At 70.7% G+C, this 17,771-nt stretch carries 8 protein-coding genes; 6 read left to right on the top strand and 2 right to left on the bottom strand.

Annotated elements, in window-relative coordinates:
* The first annotated feature begins 14 nt into the window (after window positions 1–14).
* A complete protein-coding gene (locus tag ACZ4YY_RS28105; protein WP_468296102.1) occupies window positions 15–5,555 on the top strand; it encodes an Eco57I restriction-modification methylase domain-containing protein in 5,541 nt (1,846 codons plus the stop codon).
* A 58-nt stretch (window positions 5,556–5,613) separates the two neighbouring features.
* Here the strand turns inward: ACZ4YY_RS28105 and ACZ4YY_RS28100 are convergent, their stop codons facing one another.
* Window positions 5,614–5,796, bottom strand: a complete 183-nt coding sequence (locus ACZ4YY_RS28100) for a DUF397 domain-containing protein (protein ID WP_468296099.1) — start codon at window positions 5,794–5,796, stop codon at window positions 5,614–5,616.
* On the bottom strand, window positions 5,793–6,719 hold the full coding sequence (locus tag ACZ4YY_RS28095) for a helix-turn-helix domain-containing protein (protein WP_468296247.1): 927 nt from the start codon (window positions 6,717–6,719) through the stop codon (window positions 5,793–5,795). The genes ACZ4YY_RS28100 and ACZ4YY_RS28095 overlap by 4 nt, the downstream gene beginning before the upstream one ends.
* A gap of 145 nt (window positions 6,720–6,864) precedes the next feature.
* On the opposite strand from ACZ4YY_RS28095, the gene ACZ4YY_RS28090 reads away from it, so the two are divergent.
* The 5 genes from ACZ4YY_RS28090 (at window position 6,865) to ACZ4YY_RS28070 (ending at window position 17,519) form a co-directional block, all read left to right on the top strand.
* Complete coding sequence (locus tag ACZ4YY_RS28090; RefSeq protein ID WP_468296097.1) at window positions 6,865–7,401, top strand: ATP-binding protein; 537 nt, start codon at window positions 6,865–6,867, stop codon at window positions 7,399–7,401.
* Entirely contained in the window at window positions 7,398–7,679 is a 282-nt protein-coding gene (locus ACZ4YY_RS28085; protein ID WP_468296094.1) for a type II toxin-antitoxin system Phd/YefM family antitoxin, read from the top strand. Before ACZ4YY_RS28090 ends, ACZ4YY_RS28085 begins: the two co-directional genes overlap by 4 nt.
* A gap of 100 nt (window positions 7,680–7,779) precedes the next feature.
* On the top strand, window positions 7,780–7,965 hold the full coding sequence (locus ACZ4YY_RS28080) for a type II toxin-antitoxin system RelE family toxin (protein ID WP_468296091.1): 186 nt from the start codon (window positions 7,780–7,782) through the stop codon (window positions 7,963–7,965).
* Between the two features lie 120 nt (window positions 7,966–8,085).
* Window positions 8,086–15,099, top strand: coding sequence for a DEAD/DEAH box helicase (locus ACZ4YY_RS28075; protein WP_468296088.1), 7,014 nt, complete (start codon window positions 8,086–8,088; stop codon window positions 15,097–15,099).
* Window positions 15,096–17,519 carry a UvrD-helicase domain-containing protein gene (locus ACZ4YY_RS28070; protein ID WP_468296085.1) on the top strand — a complete coding sequence of 808 codons (2,424 nt, stop codon included), beginning with the start codon at window positions 15,096–15,098 and terminating at the stop codon, window positions 17,517–17,519. Before ACZ4YY_RS28075 ends, ACZ4YY_RS28070 begins: the two co-directional genes overlap by 4 nt.
* Window positions 17,520–17,771: the final 252 nt, after the last annotated feature.

Genomic DNA, 17,771 nt, shown 5'->3' with positions numbered 1-17,771 from the left:
CAGGAGCAGCACGGGTGAAGTTCGACGCTCTGACCAACGAGGGTGAGTACTTCCCGCCCTTCTACCTGGACGAGATCCTGCCCAAGCAGCTCAGGACCGGCCGCCTGAAGGAGTGGACGGCCGACGAGCGGCAGGGCCGGCCCACCCCCCGCCAGGGCCTGCGGGACCTCACGGGCCCGTACCTCGACGTACGCCTCACCGTGGGCGGCGAGGCCGAGAAGTACAACCCGCTGCCCGACGCCGGGGCGATCGCGGCCCAGCGGTCGGCGACGGAGGCACTCAAGGCCCACCCGGGCCCGGACGGGCCGCCCGCGTTCCAGCCCGCGACCGCGCCGCGCGTCTACGACGACACCCCGGAGGGCGCCTGGCGGGCGGACCTGAACGCCTGGCACGCACGGGTCCTGAAGGCGCTGGGATTCACCCCCGCCCCCGGGCACCTCACCGTGCACGGCGCGGCCGCCCCGGTCGCGGTGCCCGTGGCCCACAGCGAGCCCGGCATCGTCGTCCTCACCGGCGGCTTCGCCGACGACGTGGCCGCCACACGCGGCGAGGGCTCCGCCAACCGCCTGGCCGTCCCCGTCCGGGTGGCCTCCGGCAAGACCCTCACCACGGTCACGGACCTGGCCGCCTGGCTGCTGTCCGCCGACGACGCGCCCCGCTACGCGCTGCTCCTCTTCGGCGGGGTCGTCGTCCTCGCGGACCGGGAGAACTTCGCCCGGGGCCGGCACCTCGCCGTCAGCCTGGAGGTGGCGCTGCCCCGCAAGGGCCTCAAGGGCGCGACCGCCGGCGAACTGGACGTGATAGCCGCCCTCTTCGGGGCGCAGTCGCTGCGTCCGGCCGAGGACGGCGGGGACGACGACATCGCCCGCCTGGTGGCGGAGTCCCGGGACCACTCCGTGGGAGTGACCTCCGACCTGCGCGAGGGGCTCAAGAAGTCGGTCCACCTGATCGCCAACGAGGTGCTGGAACTGGCCGGGAAGAAGGGGGTCAGGCCCGACGACCTCCCCGAGTGGCTCCCGGGCCCCCTCGCGGACCCCGGCGCCCTGCCCCGCCTCCTCACCAACGAGTCGCTCCGCTACCTGTACCGCATCCTCTTCCTCCTCTACGCCGAGGCCCGCCCCGAGCTGGACATCCTCCCGATGAAGAGCCCGGAGTACACCTCCGGGTACAGCGTGGGCCGGCTGCGTGAACTGGTGGTCCAGGAGAAGCTGTCCAGCGCCTCGCGCGACCGCCACCACTTCCACGACTCGCTGGCGCTGCTGTTCGAGAAGGTCTTCACCGGACATCCGGTCGCCGAGACGGTCACCTCGCGCGATTCCGCGGCCGGCGTCGACAGCGAGATCCCGGAGCTGGCCGAGGACGACGGCTACGCGGGTGTCCGCATCGAGGCCCTGCGCTCCCGGCTCTTCGACCCGGCGTCGATCAAGCTCGTCGACCAGATCATCGTCCACCCCGCCGACAAGGCTCCTGACGGCACGATCCCCGACACCGCCCGCCGCCTCGACCTGCGCCTGCGGAACAAGGTCCTGCACCAGGTGCTGCGCAACCTGACGGTGGTGGAGGGCCGGGGCCGTGGCGGGCGCGGCGGGTTCATCTCGTACGCCAACCTCGACATCAACCACCTGGGTGCGGTGTACGAGGGCCTGATGTCGTACACCGGGTTCATCGCCGACGAGCCGCTGTACGAGGTCGCCAAGGGCGGCGACCCGAGTGGCGGCTCCTGGCTGATCAAGGCGAGTCAGGTCGCCTCGGGGCGCTACCCGAACGAGGTGTTCGTGGGGACGGAGCGCGACCCGCAGAGCAACGAACTGGTGCCGGTGCCGCGCAAGGTCGACTCGTACGTCTACCGTCTCGCCGGCCGTGACCGCGAGACCAGCGCCTCGTACTACACGCCCAAGTCCCTCACCGAGGCGACGGTCGAGCAGACCCTGCGTTTCCGTCTCGACGAGAAGGGCGAGGTCGACCCCAAGGAGCCGGAGAAGGCCTGGATCAATGCCGCGGACGTCCTGAAGTGGCGGGTGTGTGAACCGGCCCTCGGCTCCGGCGCGTTCCTCAACGAGGCCGTCAACCAGCTCGCCGAGCTGTACCTGAAGCTCGCCCAGCGCGAGCGGGGCGTGGAGATCGACCCCGAGGACTACCAGCGCGAACTGCAGAAGGTGAAGGCGTACATCGCGCTGCACAACGCGTACGGCGTCGACCTGAACGAGACGGCGGTGGAGCTCGCCGAGATCTCCCTGTGGCTGAACACCATGCACCGGGGCATGAAGGCACCCTGGTACGGCCTTCACCTCCACCGGGGCAACTCGCTGATCGGCGCCGCGCGCAAGGTGTACCCCGGCAACAGCCTGAGCAAGGGCGGCTGGCTGACGTCCAAGGAGCCGCAGAAGCCCCGGCACGTGCCGCTGGGGGAGAAGCTGAAGGCGCGGGAGGTGCACCAGTTCCTGCTGCCCGCGATGGGGTGGGGGGCGATCGGGGAGAAGGTCTCCGTCCGGACGCTGAACAAGGGGACCTCAAAGGAGACGGTCAAGGCCGTGGTCGACGGGAAGGCCGTCGACTGGCTGGAGCCGGAGCTGGTCGAGGCGCTGCGCAAGTGGCGGTCGGCGATGCGGCGCAACCCGAAGGGCGACCCCCGGCGGGCGCCCGCGCCGAAGAAGAAGGCTGCGCCGACTCCGGAGAAGCAGGCGGAGAGGGATGAGGCGCTGGGGCAGGGCACGCTCGATCTCGGGCTGGAGATCTGGGAGCAGCCGACGCTGGGGATTTCCTCAGCGGCGGCGGCGGGCAGTGGCGGCGGTGGCGGTGCGTCGAGGGGTGCGGCGGCTGCGGCTCCGGCCAAGTCCGCGCAGGACGATGAGGAGGAGCCCGGTGCTCGGACGCAGACCGGGCGGCTGATCGGGCTCGCCCGACGGGTCGAGTACCTGTGGGACCTCGTCGTGATGCGGCTGAGGCTCTCCGAGGAGGAGATCTCGCGGCAGGTGGACGTGTGGGGCGCTTCGGCTCCCCGGGAGGGGGAGGGCGGCGCGGGTCGTCGTCGTCCCGCGATGGACCGGGACGCCGTCCTGAAGGCACTCCAGCGGAAGGGCACCCCGTACTGGCGGCTCAAGCAGGTCATGGACGCCTGGTGCGCGCTGTGGTTCTGGCCGCTGGAGGAGATCGGGCTGCTCGACGGCACGGACGAGTTCCAATACCGGCCGAACGGGGAGGACCGCACGGCTCTGCCCAAGGGGCACGCCAGGCGGAAGGTCGCGCTCAAGTCCCTCGACGACTGGATCGAGTTCGCCGAGGCCGTGCTCGGGCGGGTGGATGTGGACACCGGGGAAGGGCAGCAGGTGTCGTTGCTGTCCTTCGAGGGTGTGAAGGGCCTCCGTGAGCTGGATGAGAAGGAAGCCGAACTCGACGAGAAGATGACCGAGGCCACGGCGTGGTCCCGGCCGGCGGATCTCGGGGACACGTTCCCTTGGTACGAGTCCGTGCAGCGGATCGCGGAGGAACGGGGCTTCTTCCACTGGGAGTTGGACTTCGCCCATGTGTTTGCCGAGGGCGGGTTCGACTTGATGGTGGGGAATCCGCCGTGGGTGAAGCAGGAGTGGAAGGAGAGTGGGGTCCTCGCCGAGTTCGAGCCGTGGTTCGAGTTGGCGGAGAAGCCGAGCAATGAAGCCTGGGATGAGCGTAAGGCCGAGGTTGTGGGGTGGCCGGGGGTTCGGTCGACGTTTTTGGGTGAGTTGGCTGACCATGCGGCGATGTCCGGGTTCCTTGCGTCGGTGGACACCTATCCGGAGCTTGTGGGGACGCAGCCGGATCTGTATCGGGCGTTCATGCTGTTGGCGTGGAGGGCTGTTGGGGAACGAGGTACGGCTGGAATCATTCATCCGTCCACGCATCTGACGGGGCCGAAGGAAGGGGTGCTTCGCAAGAGGGCATATGCGCATCTGCGGCTCCACGCCGACTTCGTCAATGAGCTATATCTCTTCGCGAAGCCTGTTGATCACAGCACGCATTTCAGCCTCAACGTCTACGGAAGGGAGCAGGACGACGTCTGCTTCCAACACGTGAGCTGGCTCTTGCATCCCAGTGTGCTGGTCAATTCAGTGCGTCACGCTGGCGAAGGTCCTGTACCGGGCGTGAAGAACGGGGGCAAGTGGGACTTGCGTCCGCATCGGGACCGGATTGTCATAGTAGACAAGACTCGACTCACGAAGTGGCGTGCTCTGGCAGGCGAGCAGAATCCACCGCCGGTCGAGCAGGCCAAACTCCTGTTTCCGGTCACTGCTGCCGAGGACGCGGCCATCGATGCTCTTGCGAAGTGGCCGCACCGGCTTGCCGCACTGAAGCCCCGTATCAGCCCGGGTTTCCATGAGAAGAACGATCGCACAGCGGGCTACTTCACTTGGGACTCCGGACCGGCCGACACGTGGGACGACGTGATCCTTCAGGGGCCCTTCATCGGCATTGCGACAGCCTTCGCTAAGCGGCCGACCGAGGGCGCCCGTACGTCGCTTCAGATGGAGCCTTGGAATCACCTAGGCCTGGAGGTTGACGCAGTGCCAGCCACCAATTACCGCAGATCAGGAGCTCGTTCGCGGTTCATTGGGGCGCAGGATCGCTGGGTTGATCACGACCGGCTCACTCAACTCTACGGCGCCCCGGCAGCGATCTCGGCGGCGGAGAATGATGTCAAGGCAGGGACCCTTGAGCTGAACAGCGACCTCGACCGGGCAGTCCATCTTTGGCTGAGGGCGGCAAGTACACGGCCTTACTCGGATTTCTATCGAGTGGCGTGGCGTCAAATGATCCCGCAAAACACCGAGCGCAGCCTATTTGCTTGCATCGTTCCTCCAGGGCCCACTCACATTCACGGAATCCGGAGTGCCGCGTTGGTAGGGAATCGTGAAACCGTGCTCGTTTCGGGATTTTTTGCGGCACTGCCGATCGACTATTTCTTGCGCGCAACGAACAGGACTAATCTCGATGCATCGGAGGCGAGGAGACTCCCCGTCCCCACGTCAGGCCACCCCTTGGAAGCAGCCCTCCTTCTCCGCACTCTCCGCCTCAACTGCCAGACCAACGCCTATGCCCCCCTCTGGGAAGAGCTGTACGACTCCGCCTGGGAGCAGGACACCTGGGCCGCCTCCGGAACCTGGCCCGAGTCCACACCCCCGCTCGCCGAAGGCGTAGGCCGTACCTGGACCCGAGACACCCCCCTCCGCACGGAGTTCGCCCGTCGCGCGGCGCTCGTCGAGATCGACGCCCTGGTCGCCGTGTGGCTAGGCATCAGCGCTGATGAACTCGTCGCCATGTACGACGCCCGGTTCCCCGTACTCCAGCAGTACGAGGAGAACATGTGGTTCGACGCGGCCGGCCGCCGTATCGCGAAGGCGCACCAGCAGCACGGCTACGGACAGCCCAAGGATGCCTGGAAGACCCTGAGTTCACATGAGGCGTTCCCGGACGAGTACACACTCCCCGACGGTTACACCGACCCCCTCTACCAGGCCCGCCGCAAGAAAGAGATGAGTGCGGCCCACGCAGAGTTCACCCGCCGCATGCGCGAAGCCTGACGCGCGAGAGCCCTGCCGCCCGACAAGGACCGGCAGGGCTCCCGCGTACGTACGACCGTCAGGCCTCCCCGACGAAGCCCGCCCACGCTTCGCGTGACACATGGAGGACCGGTCCGGCCACGGCCTTGGAGTCCCGGATGTGCACAACTCCCGTACCGGCCGCGACCTCGACGCACTGACCACCCTCAGTGTCGCTGTAGCTGCTCTTGAACCAGGTGAGTTCGGACTCGGTGGCGTTCATAGCTCTCCCAGCAACTTTTCGATGAACTGCGAGGACTCTCGCGGACTGAGAGCCTGTGATCGGATGATCCCATAGCGCGCGGCGGCGAGAACCGCCTGTTCAGGGTCGGCCTCCAGTGTGCTGATTGCGTGCGCTTCGGAGTAGACGAACTTCTTGCCGTCCTTCCGAGTGACGACGGTGAAAGGCCCGTTCACGCCCGCGTTGTCCTCGCAGTGGAGCGGCATGACCTGCATCTCGACGTTCCGCTTCTGCCCGATCAGAAGAAGGTGCTCCAGCTGGCCGCGTAGTACGTCCTTGCCGCCATAGCATTGCCGCAACACTGCCTCGGTCATCACGAACCCCAGCAGTGGCGCGGGCTGCCGGTCGAAGATGTCCTGCCGGGCCAGCCGTGCGGTCACCCGCTGATCGATCGTCTCCTGCGCCAGGGGCGGACGCCTCATGGCAAGCAGGGCCCGCATGTACTCCTCGGTCTGAAGCAGGCCGTTGACGACGAGCGCGTCGTACATGAGCAGCTCGATGCACTCCTTCTCCAGCTTCGCCATCCCCTGGAATCGGACCGGATACTGAGCCCGTTCCACCTGCTCCTTCCACAAGGCCAGCAACCCGCCCGCCCCCAACGCCTCATCCGCCTGCTCGATCGTCCTCGGTGACGGAATCCTCCGCCCTTGCTCGAACGACGCGACCGTGGACGCCGAGTACCCGATCCGCCGCCCGAACTCCTCCCGCTCAAGACCCGCCCGCACCCGCAGCGTCTTCATGCTCTGCCCGAACGCGGTGACGACACCCTGCCCGGACTTGTCCGCCCCGGCCTGTCCACCGCCGCCGGCGTCGCCGCCGTCGTTCTCCCAGCTGTCGCCGAAGCTCACCGTCACCTCCTCGCCCGCTGTCACGGTCCCCGCCTCCGCGCCCGCACCGTCGGTCACCACTACCGCCTCCCTGGCCCAACGCCCGCCCAGGAGCGCCGTCACGCCGCGTGTCTCGTACTGCTACCGACAACGCGCGTACAACCGGCCCGCGTCGGTGCGTCACCACTGGTCACGCTACGCGACCGGCGACACCGTTGTCGGCATGACGAACAAACCCGGCGCCCCCACCGGCACCGCTCAACCCACCCGCCCCGCCGACTACTTGATCACCCCTCACGCTCCGCTCGACCGCGCGTTCGAGATGTGCTTCACCTCCACCCCGCGCGGCGCCCGCCTCGCCCGGAGGCTCGCCGCGAACCGGCTCGACGCCTGGGGGATCCCGTACGAGACGTACCGGCACGACGCGATCGTGCTGGTCCTCGCCGAGCTGACCGCCAACGCGGTACGGCACGGTCACGTGCCCGGCCGGGACTTCCACCTCCGCCTACAGGTGACCGCCCACACCCAGACCGTCCGGATCGAGGTCACCGACACCCGCGCCGAACGGCTGCCGCCCCGCCCGGACGCCCTGCCCACCCCGGCCGCCGACGACGCCGGCGGCCGGGGTCTGCTCCTCGTCGCCGGCCTCGCCACCCGCTGGGGCTGGCACCTCCGGCCCGACGGTCCGGGCAAGACGGTCTGGGCCGAACACGCACTGACCGAAGCGCCTACATGTACATCTGCGACATGTGTGACATGAGTGAGCCGATCGTCGAATCGATGGCCGAGGTCCGCAGTCACCGGGCCGACGTCATCGACCGTGCCCGCCGGGAGGGGACCCCGACGATCATCACCCGGCGCGGCAAGCAGGAAGCCGTCGTGATCGACGTCGAGGAGTACCGGCGGCTGCGTCGGATCGCCGAAGACGCCGAGGAGGCCTGGCTCGACCGGCCGGCCGACGAGGCCGAGTCCGAAGGCACGCAAGGGTCGGTCTCGCTCGAGGAGATGGCCGCCCCGCTCCGCGCCGATCAGGGCTGACCCGTGGGTGCGTCACGCGCTTCACGCCCCACGCGCAGCGCGACATGCTCGCGGGGCCCCGCGCCCGCACGCCCTGCGCCTCCTGTACCGCCTCGCCGAGTTGCGGAAAGCCATCGACGCGGGCGACACCACGGCGTTCGACGTCACGGACCTCCGGAGCCACAGCGCCCGATGGCGGCTCAGGGTCGGTGACCACCGCGTCGTCCACACCGTCGAGGACGGCCGGTTGATCGTGTGGGTCCTGGCCGTCGGCAACCCGCGCGAGGTCTGCCGGCAGATCCCCTGAGCTCCGCTGCCGGATCATGCGGAACCAGGGCCACTGTCGGTGGCCGGTCGTAGAGTGGAACGTGATCAGTCCAGGCGGTGACGGGTGCCGGGACACGGGAGACGGGGGCCACGGCGCGTCATGAGACCCACACTCGCCGCGCGGACGCTGCGCGACACCACGGTCGAGTATCTGACGACGACCTTCGCGCTGGCCGAGCCCGACACCCAGGACGCCCTGGAGGAGTTCCTCACCGACCCGGCCGACGGGCTCTTCCGGGGCCCCTACCTCCGCATCCGGCGTCCCTTCCGGCCGGCGGCGGACGGCTGGGAGCGGCACCTGGACTGGATTCCGGCGCGCTTCCGGCCCTACGCGCACCAGGCGGAGTCCTTCGCCCGGCTGACCAGCAAGGACGGGCGCCGGCCCCAGCCGACCCTCGTGACGACCGGAACGGGCTCCGGCAAGACCGAGTCCTTCCTCATCCCCGTACTCGACCACTGCCGTCGCGAACGGGCAGCGGGGAAGGCGGGGATCAAGGCCGTACTGCTGTATCCGATGAACGCGCTCGCCGGAGACCAGGCGGGCCGGCTCGGTGACCTGTTCGAACGCGACGAGCGGCTCGACGACGTCACGGCGGGGCTGTACATCGGTGAGGCCTCGGCCGCGCGCGGGTCGGAGCCGCCGTACGGGCGGGTGATGGTGGACCGGGCCGAGATCCGCCGCAACCCGCCGGACATCCTGATCACCAACTACAAGATGCTCGACCTGCTGCTCCAGCGGCAGCAGGACGCCTCCCTGTGGCGGGACGCCGACCTCGCCTATGTGGTGATCGACGAGTTCCACACCTTCGACGGCGCGCAGGGCACCGATGTGGCGATGCTGCTGCGCCGCCTCGCGGCCGTGGTCGGGGCCGCCGAGAAGGGGCGGCCGCTCGGGCCGATCTGTCCCGTGGCGACCTCCGCGACGCTCGGCTCCGGCGGCGGGGCGGGCGGGGCGCGGGCCATGCTGGACGTGGCCTCGCAGGTGTTCGGCGTGCGGTTCCCGGACGACGCGGTCGTGGGGGAGGAGCGGCGGGACACGGACGAGTTCCTCTCTCCCGTCGACCATTCGCTGCCCCTGCCGTCCCCCGAGGAACTGGCCGGTCTCCCGGACCCGGTGCGCACGCCCGGCGGTATGGACGCCGTGGCGCGCGCCACGCTCGGGTGCGACACGGCCGACCCGCGTGAGCTGGGGCGGCGGCTGCTCGCCCACCCCCTCACGCGCGCACTGCTGCGCACGAAGGACGCGCCGCTGACGGCCCTGGAGGTGCTGGAGGACTTCGACGCCACGTCGGCGTGGCGCGCCGTCGCCGCACAGGACCCGGACACGGCCGCCGCCGCCCTCGCGCGCTTCGTCGCGCTGATCTCCATGGCCCGCGATCCCGACGCTCCCGCCGGTGAGGAACGGCCCCTGCTGCTGGTGGAGACGCACCTGTGGCTGCGGGCGCTGTCCCGCGTGCTCAGGTTCGTCAGCCCCGAGCCGGTGTTCTCCTGGTCGGACGCCGACCAGGCCGCCCTCGCCGATCAGGACCGCGCGGACGCCGAGCGGCGGGCGGTGGCGGTGGCCGCGCAGGCGGAACGACGGCGGAAGGCGCGGTCCTCCGGGCGGCTCCCGGCCGCCTACTGCCGACACTGCGGGCGCTCCGGATGGGCCGCGATCTGTCCCGACCGCAATCCGCAGAACCTGGTGCACGCCCCGGACGAGATCTACCGCGCCAGCGCCACGCGCGGCGCCGCCAAGGGCCGGGTACGGGCCATGATCGCGGCCACCCCGGCGGAGGCCGCCGAACAGGCCCGGGCCATACACGCGCGCCGCGCCCAGCGCGGCCGCCGGGGCGCCGCGCACGACGCGACCCTGATGGTCCTGGAGGACAACGGCACGACACTGCGCAGGCTGGACGCCGACGAGGTTCTCCGCGGCGGCGGCGCGGTCTCTCCCGCCCCCGACAACGGCGTCTACGTGTGGACGTGGTTCGAGCACCAGGAGCGCAGCGAGTACTCCAAGCAGGACCGCTGTCCCGCCTGCGGACAGGCCCAGGGCATCCGCTTCCTCGGCGCCGGCGTGGCCCCGCTCGCCTCGGTCGTCGTCACCCAGCTCTTCACCGGCGGTGAACTGCCGGACGAGGACGAGGAGAAGCGCGACCGCCGCAAGACGCTGATCTTCAACGACTCGGTGCAGGACGCGGCGCACCGCGCCGGCTTCGTGGCCAGCCGCGCCTGGAAGTTCTCGCTCCGGTCGCTGATCCACCAGCAGCTGTCCGAGCGGGTCCGCACGGACCCCGCCTTCGCGGCCGACGGCGTCCCGCTCAACGAGCTGATCGCGTCCCTGGTGAGCCGGGCCGCCGTGGAGGAGAAGCGGGTCCTCGCCTCCGTCATCCCGCCCGACCTGCACGATGTGCCCCCGGTCAAGCGCCTCCTCGAAGGCCGCAAGCGCATCCCGGAGACGACCTGGGAGCTGGTCGGCCAGCGCCTCGCCTTCAACACGCTGCTGGAGTTCGGCCTGCACTCCCGCCTCGGCCGCACCCTCGAACTGACCCGCACGGTCGCCGCCGAGGTTCACCTGCCCGAGCCCGAAAAGGCCGCCAAGGCGGCCGAGGCCCTGTTCGACTTCCACAACGGGCAGCTCCTGCCCGCCGCCGCCGGTGCGGCCGGCGGACCACCCGCCCGAGGAGACGCCCAGCGGCTGCGCTACTTCGAGGGCTACGTCCGCGGACTCCTCGAGCACATCCGCCAGATCGGCGGCATCCACCACACCTGGCTGGACGACTTCATAGACGAGGAGGGCCGCAACCGCTACCCGGTCTGGACGGGGCGCCCCCCGGGCATGCCCGCGTTCGGCCGCAACTCCGAAGCGCCCGCGTTCGTGCTGGTCGGCGCCCGCAGCGGAAACACGGACTTCGAACGGGTGGACACCCGGGACAGCTGGTACGTCGACTTCACCCAGCGGTGTCTGGGGCTGGACCGGCAGACCGCGGGGGAGTACCTGGCCGCGCTGCTGGAGCAGCTCGCCCACGCGGACGTCGGCGCGCTCGCCCGGCGGCGGACCGACACCGCCGACAAGCAGCAGGGCCACGGGGTGTACGGGCTCACACCCGGCCATGTGCGCGTACGCCCGCTCGACGACGAACAGACCCCACACGCCGTCCTCACCTGCCGGGAGTGCGGCTGGACGCAGACCGTGCCGCCGGAGCGGGCCTCCGTGTGGCAGGGCACCCGCTGCCCGCTCAAGCGCTGCGAGGGAACCATCACCCGGCCCTCCGCCGAGGTCGGCGGCCGGGCCGCCCGCGACCCCCGCTCCAACTACTACCGGCGCCTGTACAGGGAGGCCAAGCCGTACAGCGTGGTCGCCGCCGAACACACCGGTGTCCTCAAACGCAAGGAGCGCGAGGAGGTGGAGAAGGGGTTCCGGCGTGGCGTCAAGCACACCGACCCGAACGTCCTGTCCTGCACCCCGACGCTCGAACTCGGCATCGACATCGGCCAGTTGGAGTCCGTCATCCTGGCCTCGCTGCCGCCGTCCACGGCCGGCTACGTCCAGCGGGCCGGCCGCGCCGGGCGGGCCACCGGCAACGCCCTCATGGTGTCCCTGGCCGACACCAGCCCCCGCGCCCTGTACCACCTCGCCGAACCACGCCACCTGATCGCCGGCCCGATCCTGCCGCCCGGCTGCTTCCTCTCGGCGGGCGAGTTGCTGTGCCGTCAGTACACGGCGTTCCTGATCGACCGGGCGGCGCGGGGCGTCCTGGAGGGTGTCATTCCGTTGCCGGACCGGGTGACCCAACTCGTCGGCCGCAGTGGTTGGCTGAAGCAGTTCCGCAAGGCGACGGCCGGCCGCCTGGACCTCGCGGACGAATTCCTCCGTCTGTTCCCCGAGATCGAGGGTGTTCCCGGCTCCGGCACCTCCAGCGACGCCCGCAAGGTGCTGCGGCGGTTCGCAGCGGAGAAACTGGGCCAGGCGCTGGACGCCGCCGAGCGCGCCTGGCAGGCCGAGTGTGCGGAACTCGTCCAGCGCCGCAGCATGATCAACGACGCGGCGGACGCGCTCCAGGAAGCCGTGGACGACGAGGCACGTGAGAAGCGCACCCTGATCCGGGAGGCGACCGGCGTCAGCAAGCGGCTCTCGGAGATGGCCCAGGCAGGCGCCCAGGGCTTCCTCGTCGAGCACGGACTGCTGCCCAACTACAGCCTCGTCGAGGACGGCGTACGGCTGGAGGCGATGCTCTCCTTCAAGGAACCCGTGCGAAAGCGTCGCACGGCCACTGAGAAGGCCGACGCCGGGGACGCGCCCACGACCAGGTGGAGCAGCGAACCGCGCGTCTACGACCGGCCCGCCGAAGCCGCGCTCACCGAACTCGCCCCGGGCAACGCCTACTACGTACGCGGCTACCGGCACGTCGTCGACGGCTTCGACCTCGGCCCCACCAGGAAGGACTCGCGGACCGGCAGGCCCGTCGGGCTGCGGACCTGGCGGATCTGCCGGGAGTGCGGCCACGTCCGCACCGGTGAGCGGGCCGAGCAGGACACCTCGCCCTGCCCGCGCTGCGGCGGCCACGGCATCGGCGGACGCAACGCGGTCTTCCAGGTCGTCGTGCCCCGCAAGGTGACCGCGCACGACAAGCGGGACGACGCCCGGATCGTCGACGACCACGAGAACCGGATCCGGACCACCTACACCACCGTGACCGCCGTCGACGTGGACCCGCGGAACATCAAGGAGACCTGGCGGCACGGCAACAGGACCTTCGGGGTGGACCACGTCCGCGAGGCGGTCATCCGCCGCTTCAACCTCGGCAAGGCCCGGCACGGCCGCCCCAAGGACACCTACTTCGCCGGCACCGAGGTGGCGAGCCCCACCGGGTTCACCGTGTGCCCGCGGTGCGGCGGCGCCACCGACCGGGAGCCCGGTCACACCCCCACCCAGGACTCGCTCAGCCAGTCCCTGCTCGGCCGGCCCGAGCTCGCGCACCACCGTCCGTGGTGCCCCACCCGCCGCCGTGACAAGCAAGCCGCCCCCGAGGACGTGCCGGTGATCACCGCCACCGAGCACCGCACCGAGGCACTGCGCATCCTGCTCCCCGCCGCCACCCTGAACGTGCCGGAGCGCCTCGCCTCCTTCTCGGCCGCGCTCCACCTGGGCCTGGCACGGCGCTACGGCGGCGACCCCGCGCACATCCGCTCCGCCCCCGCCACCGAGCCGGACCGGGAGAGCGACCTCACCCGCAACTACCTGGTGCTGTACGACGCCCTGCCCGGCGGCACCGGGTACCTCCAGCGCCTGGTGGACCGCGACGGCGAGGAGTTCCGCGCCGTGCTCGCCGAGGCCCAGGACGCGCTGCGGGCCTGCCCCTGCAAGGACACCCGCCGCGCCTGCCACCTCTGCCTGCTCGGCTACGCCCCGGAACGGGACTACAAGGACCTGGACCGGCAGGAAGCCCTGTGGATGCTCGACGATCTGCTGGGCGCCGACGGTCACAGCGGATGGGACTTCCGCAAGGAGTCCGCCGACGCCGAGATCCGTTTCGCCGCTCAGGCGGAGAGCGACCTGGAGCGGCGCTTCATCGAGGCCCTCGACCGCTGGCTCGAGGTGCCCGAGAACGGCGCCCCGGCGGAGCACGAGCAGACCCCGACCGGCCGGCAGGGCAAACAGTTCACCCTCACCCGGCCCGGCGGCGGCCGGGTCCGCTGGGAGGTCGTGGCCCAGAAGGACCTGCACGGCTACCGCACCCGGCCCGACCTCCTCTTCCGCCCGGTCGCCGGGGACACCACCACCGACGGCGCGCCACCGCTGCCGATCGCCGTCTACCTCGACGGCTACCGCTGGCACGCCTCCTCCCGCACCAACCGGATCGCCGCGGACGCCGCCAAACGCGCCCTGCTGCGCGCCGACGGCATCCTCGTCTGGCAGATCACCTGGGACGACGTGGTGGCCTGGGAGAAGGCCCTGAAGACTCCGAAGGGCGAGCCGGCCGAGGACGCGGACGAGCCCCGCGACCCGCTGGCACCCGTCATCGCGGGACCCGAGGCCGACGCGGCCTGGCCGCCGTACGACGTGACCTCCCCCGCGGGACCGGGGGCCATGGTGCGCAAGCAGTGGGCCAACGCACGACGGGACCCCGCGGAGGCCGACGCCCTCCTGTACGGCGGGGCGATCCCCTCCCTGCTGGGCTTCCTGCGCGACCCGAGGCTGAACAAGTGGCAGCAGCTCGCCCAACTCGCCGTCAGCGCACCCGCCTTCCTCCGCAGGAACGACCTCGTCGACGCCGACCCGGGCACCGCGGCCGGGTGGATCGAGGCCGCCGTCCGTGCTGAGTCCGCCCCACCCGTCAGGGGACAGGGGCTCAAACTGCTCGCGTTCCAGGACGGTTCAGGACTGCCCCTCGTCCTCGCCGGAGCACAGCGCGCCGACGCCAAGGCGCTGCGGTGGAGCGCCCTCGCCGTGCTCGACGACCGGCCCGAGGCGGTCGAAGGGGACCGGCCCGACCACCGGCGTCGTTGGAAGGCCTGGCTGAGCTGGGGGAACATCCTCCAGTTCCTCGACCCCACCGGAGCGGGTCAGGCCGACGGCCTCGCCCTCGCCCGCTCGGCACTCGACGCCTTCGACGCCTCTCTGCTCGCCGCCACGGCTGGACCGGGCAGTGGTCTGCTTCCCGCGCTGCGCAGCGACGCGGCGGGCACCGGACTGTCTCTTCCCGAAAACGCCGACGACGAGGCCGGGGACCGCCCACGGGGCGTCGACCCGACGGAACCCGCAGATCGATCGGAATCAGGGATTCCAGTTGTGGGTGAGGCCATGACCCCCGTAGAGCGAACCGCTTGGCAGCTGGTCGTCGGGGAACTCACCGCATGGGGAGATCCGCAGGTCGCGGCACTCGCCGAGCAACTGTCGGCCCGTGCGGACGTGCCGGCCGGCAAGACGAGCTGGGATGTCGACGGTGTCTCCCGCACCATCGAACTCGCCTGGCCCGCCCATAAGATCGGCATCGTCCTCGGGGAGGACGCCGAGGACACGGAGTACATGGCCCAGTGCGCGTCAGCCGGCTGGCACGTGCGCGCGCCGGGTGACTGGGACGTGGAGGAACTCGCCCGGCTGCTGGGTGAGAAGGGGGTCGCGGAATGAGCTACGGGGCGGGCCGTCCGGCGGGCCGGGCCAGGACGCGGGTCCAGGTGGGGCTCCAGGCTCATGAGGACATCCGGCGTCGGGGCGGCGCCGTGGGGGACGCGGTCGCGGCCTTCGTCCACCGGCTGCGCTCCGACCGGAACAACCGGGCCCTGCGCCGGACCTTCCTGAGGGCCGCGGGAGACAACGGAGACCTGTACCTCGCGCACGCCGACACCCAGTGCATGGTCCTGCTCCTGTCGACCGACGGCGAGGACGAGATGCGGGTCCTCGCGGTGCGTGACGGCGCCCTGGCCGGTGCCGAACTCGCCCGGCTCACCGTCGAGATCAACCCGGTCTCCGGCGCGATCGAGGTCGTCGACCAGAGCGAGGTCAGCGCCAACGTCGTCTCCCTGCCGGACCGGACGGAAGCCGCCGCCGGCGATGAACCGCCGCCCCGTGCGGCGACGGCCGCCACGGCGGACGCACCCGGGCCCGAGGCCGCCGCACCGACCCCCACCAGCAGCCTCCGCACTCCGCTCTTCGCCCGTTACGACGACGAGGTCCTCCTCGGCCTCGGGGTCGTCCCCTCGCTGCTGCCTCCGCTCCGGAAGGTCCGCACCGACGAGCAGTTCGAGCAGCTGCTCACCCACAACCTTCCCGAGCTCACCCGTGACGTCCTCCTCGCACTGCGCGACCGCGTGGACCCGAAGGACGTGCGGCAGAACATCACGGACAAGTGGCGCCCCGAGGAGGACGTCAATCCCCGCGACTGGGCCCGTGCGGCCCAGCGCGCCGTGTCCCAGGCCGAGACCGACGACGACGCGGTGCTCGGCGCACTCGGCAAGAGCTTCGACGCCTGGCGCCTGTTCCTCCACCCTGAGCAGAAGCGCCTCGCCACCGGCGACTTCAAGGGCTCGGCGAAGGTGACCGGCGGTCCCGGCACCGGCAAGACCGTCGTGGCCCTCCACCGCGTGCGACACCTGGCCGACAGGCTGCCGCCCGGCCACTCCCGCCCCATTCTCCTCACCACGTACAACACCAACCTCGCGCTCGATCTCAAGGAGCGCCTGAGCCGTCTCGGCGGGGACGAACTGCTGCGCCGTGTCGACGTCAAGTCCGTCGACCAGCTCGCCCGGGAGATCGTCCAGGAGGCCCGTGCCGATCTGGGCCGGCCGATCGACGACGACGCCGCCATGAACCTGTGGCACACCGTGATCACCGAGACGCGTCGGTTCGAGTACGACGCCGACTTCCTCGACACCGAGTTCAAGCACGTGATCGTCGCGGGCGGATGCGGCTCGTGGGACACCTACCGGCGCGTCGGCCGCTCGGGGCGCCCCCGCGTCAGCCCCGCCCAACGCCACGACATCTGGCAGCTCGTGCTCGCCTACAAGGCCCACTTGGAGTCCCCGCCGCGGCAGACCACGTACGCACTTCTCGCCGAGAAGGCGGCCGCCATCGAACAGAGCCGGATGGCCCGGACCGAGGAGCAGGCCCGGTACAAGGAGGAAGTGGGGGGCCGCGACCTCATCCACCGCGAGACGGGCAGCGGGATGTGGCTCAAGCCGCGCTACCAGCACGTCGTCGTCGACGAGGCACAGGACCTGTCCGCCTCGCACTGGCGGATGCTGCGCGCCATGGTCCGCAAAGGCCCGAACGACATCTTCCTCGTCGGCGACGCCCACCAGCGCATCTACGGCAACCGGGTGGTTCTCGGCCACCAGGGCATCGAGGTCCGCGGCCGCGCCTCGCGACGTCTCACCCTCAACTACCGTACGACCAGGCAGATCCTCGGCAGTGCGAACGGCCTGATCAGCGGTGCCACGTTCGACGACCTCGACAACGGTCCGGACACCCTTGACGGCTACCGCTCCGTTCTCACCGGGCTGGCCCCGCAGTTCTGGCGTGCTCCCGACCGTCTCACCGAGATGCGTGCCGTGGCGACCCTCATCCGGGAACGCCACGACACCCACGGCACGCCGTACTCCGCGATGGCGGTCAGCGTGCCCGACGGGAGCTCCGCTCAGGAGTTCGCCAACGTTCTGGCCCGGGAGCCCTTCCACATCCCGGTGGACGAACTCGGACGAGAGGGACCCCGTGCCGACCGGGACGCCGTGCGCATCGGCACCATGCACCGCTTCAAGGGGCTGGAGTTCCAGCGCGTCTTCCTCACGTCCGTCGGTGAGGGCCAGGTACCGCATCAGCGCATCGAGCAGTACCGGCTCGCGAACCCGGACCGCTACCGCCAGGAGGAACAGCGCGCCCGTTCCCTGGTGTTCGTGGCCGCCACCCGCGCTCGTGACGAGCTCATCGTCACATGGAGCGGCAAGGCCAGCCGTTTCCTGCCGCAGGACGCCGACCAGACCGCCCACCGCGCGACGAGCCTGCTCCGGCCCGGCGGCCCACCCTCCGGGTCGTCGGGTTCAGCGGCCGCCTGACCCCGGCCGCAGCCACGGCACCGCAGAACGCGACCACGCGGAGCCGAGAACCGGACGTCACGCCCGCTGACAGGTCACCAACGGAACAACGGGCCGACGATGACTTCCCGAAGCGGAGGATGAGCCGTCACCGGATTCGCGCGGACGGGCTCTCCGGCGGCGGTGTGCCCGCCGGCGTTGTTGGTTAGGGTGGCGCGGGCCGTACATCCGACGGTCCCGCGCCGTCTCGGCGGGCGCCGGCCAGCGGTTCTC

It is taken from the genome of Streptomyces sp. NPDC030143, from assembly GCF_055573695.1.
Note: the sequence above shows the minus strand (reverse complement) of the source record. Positions and strands in the feature narration are given on the sequence as shown.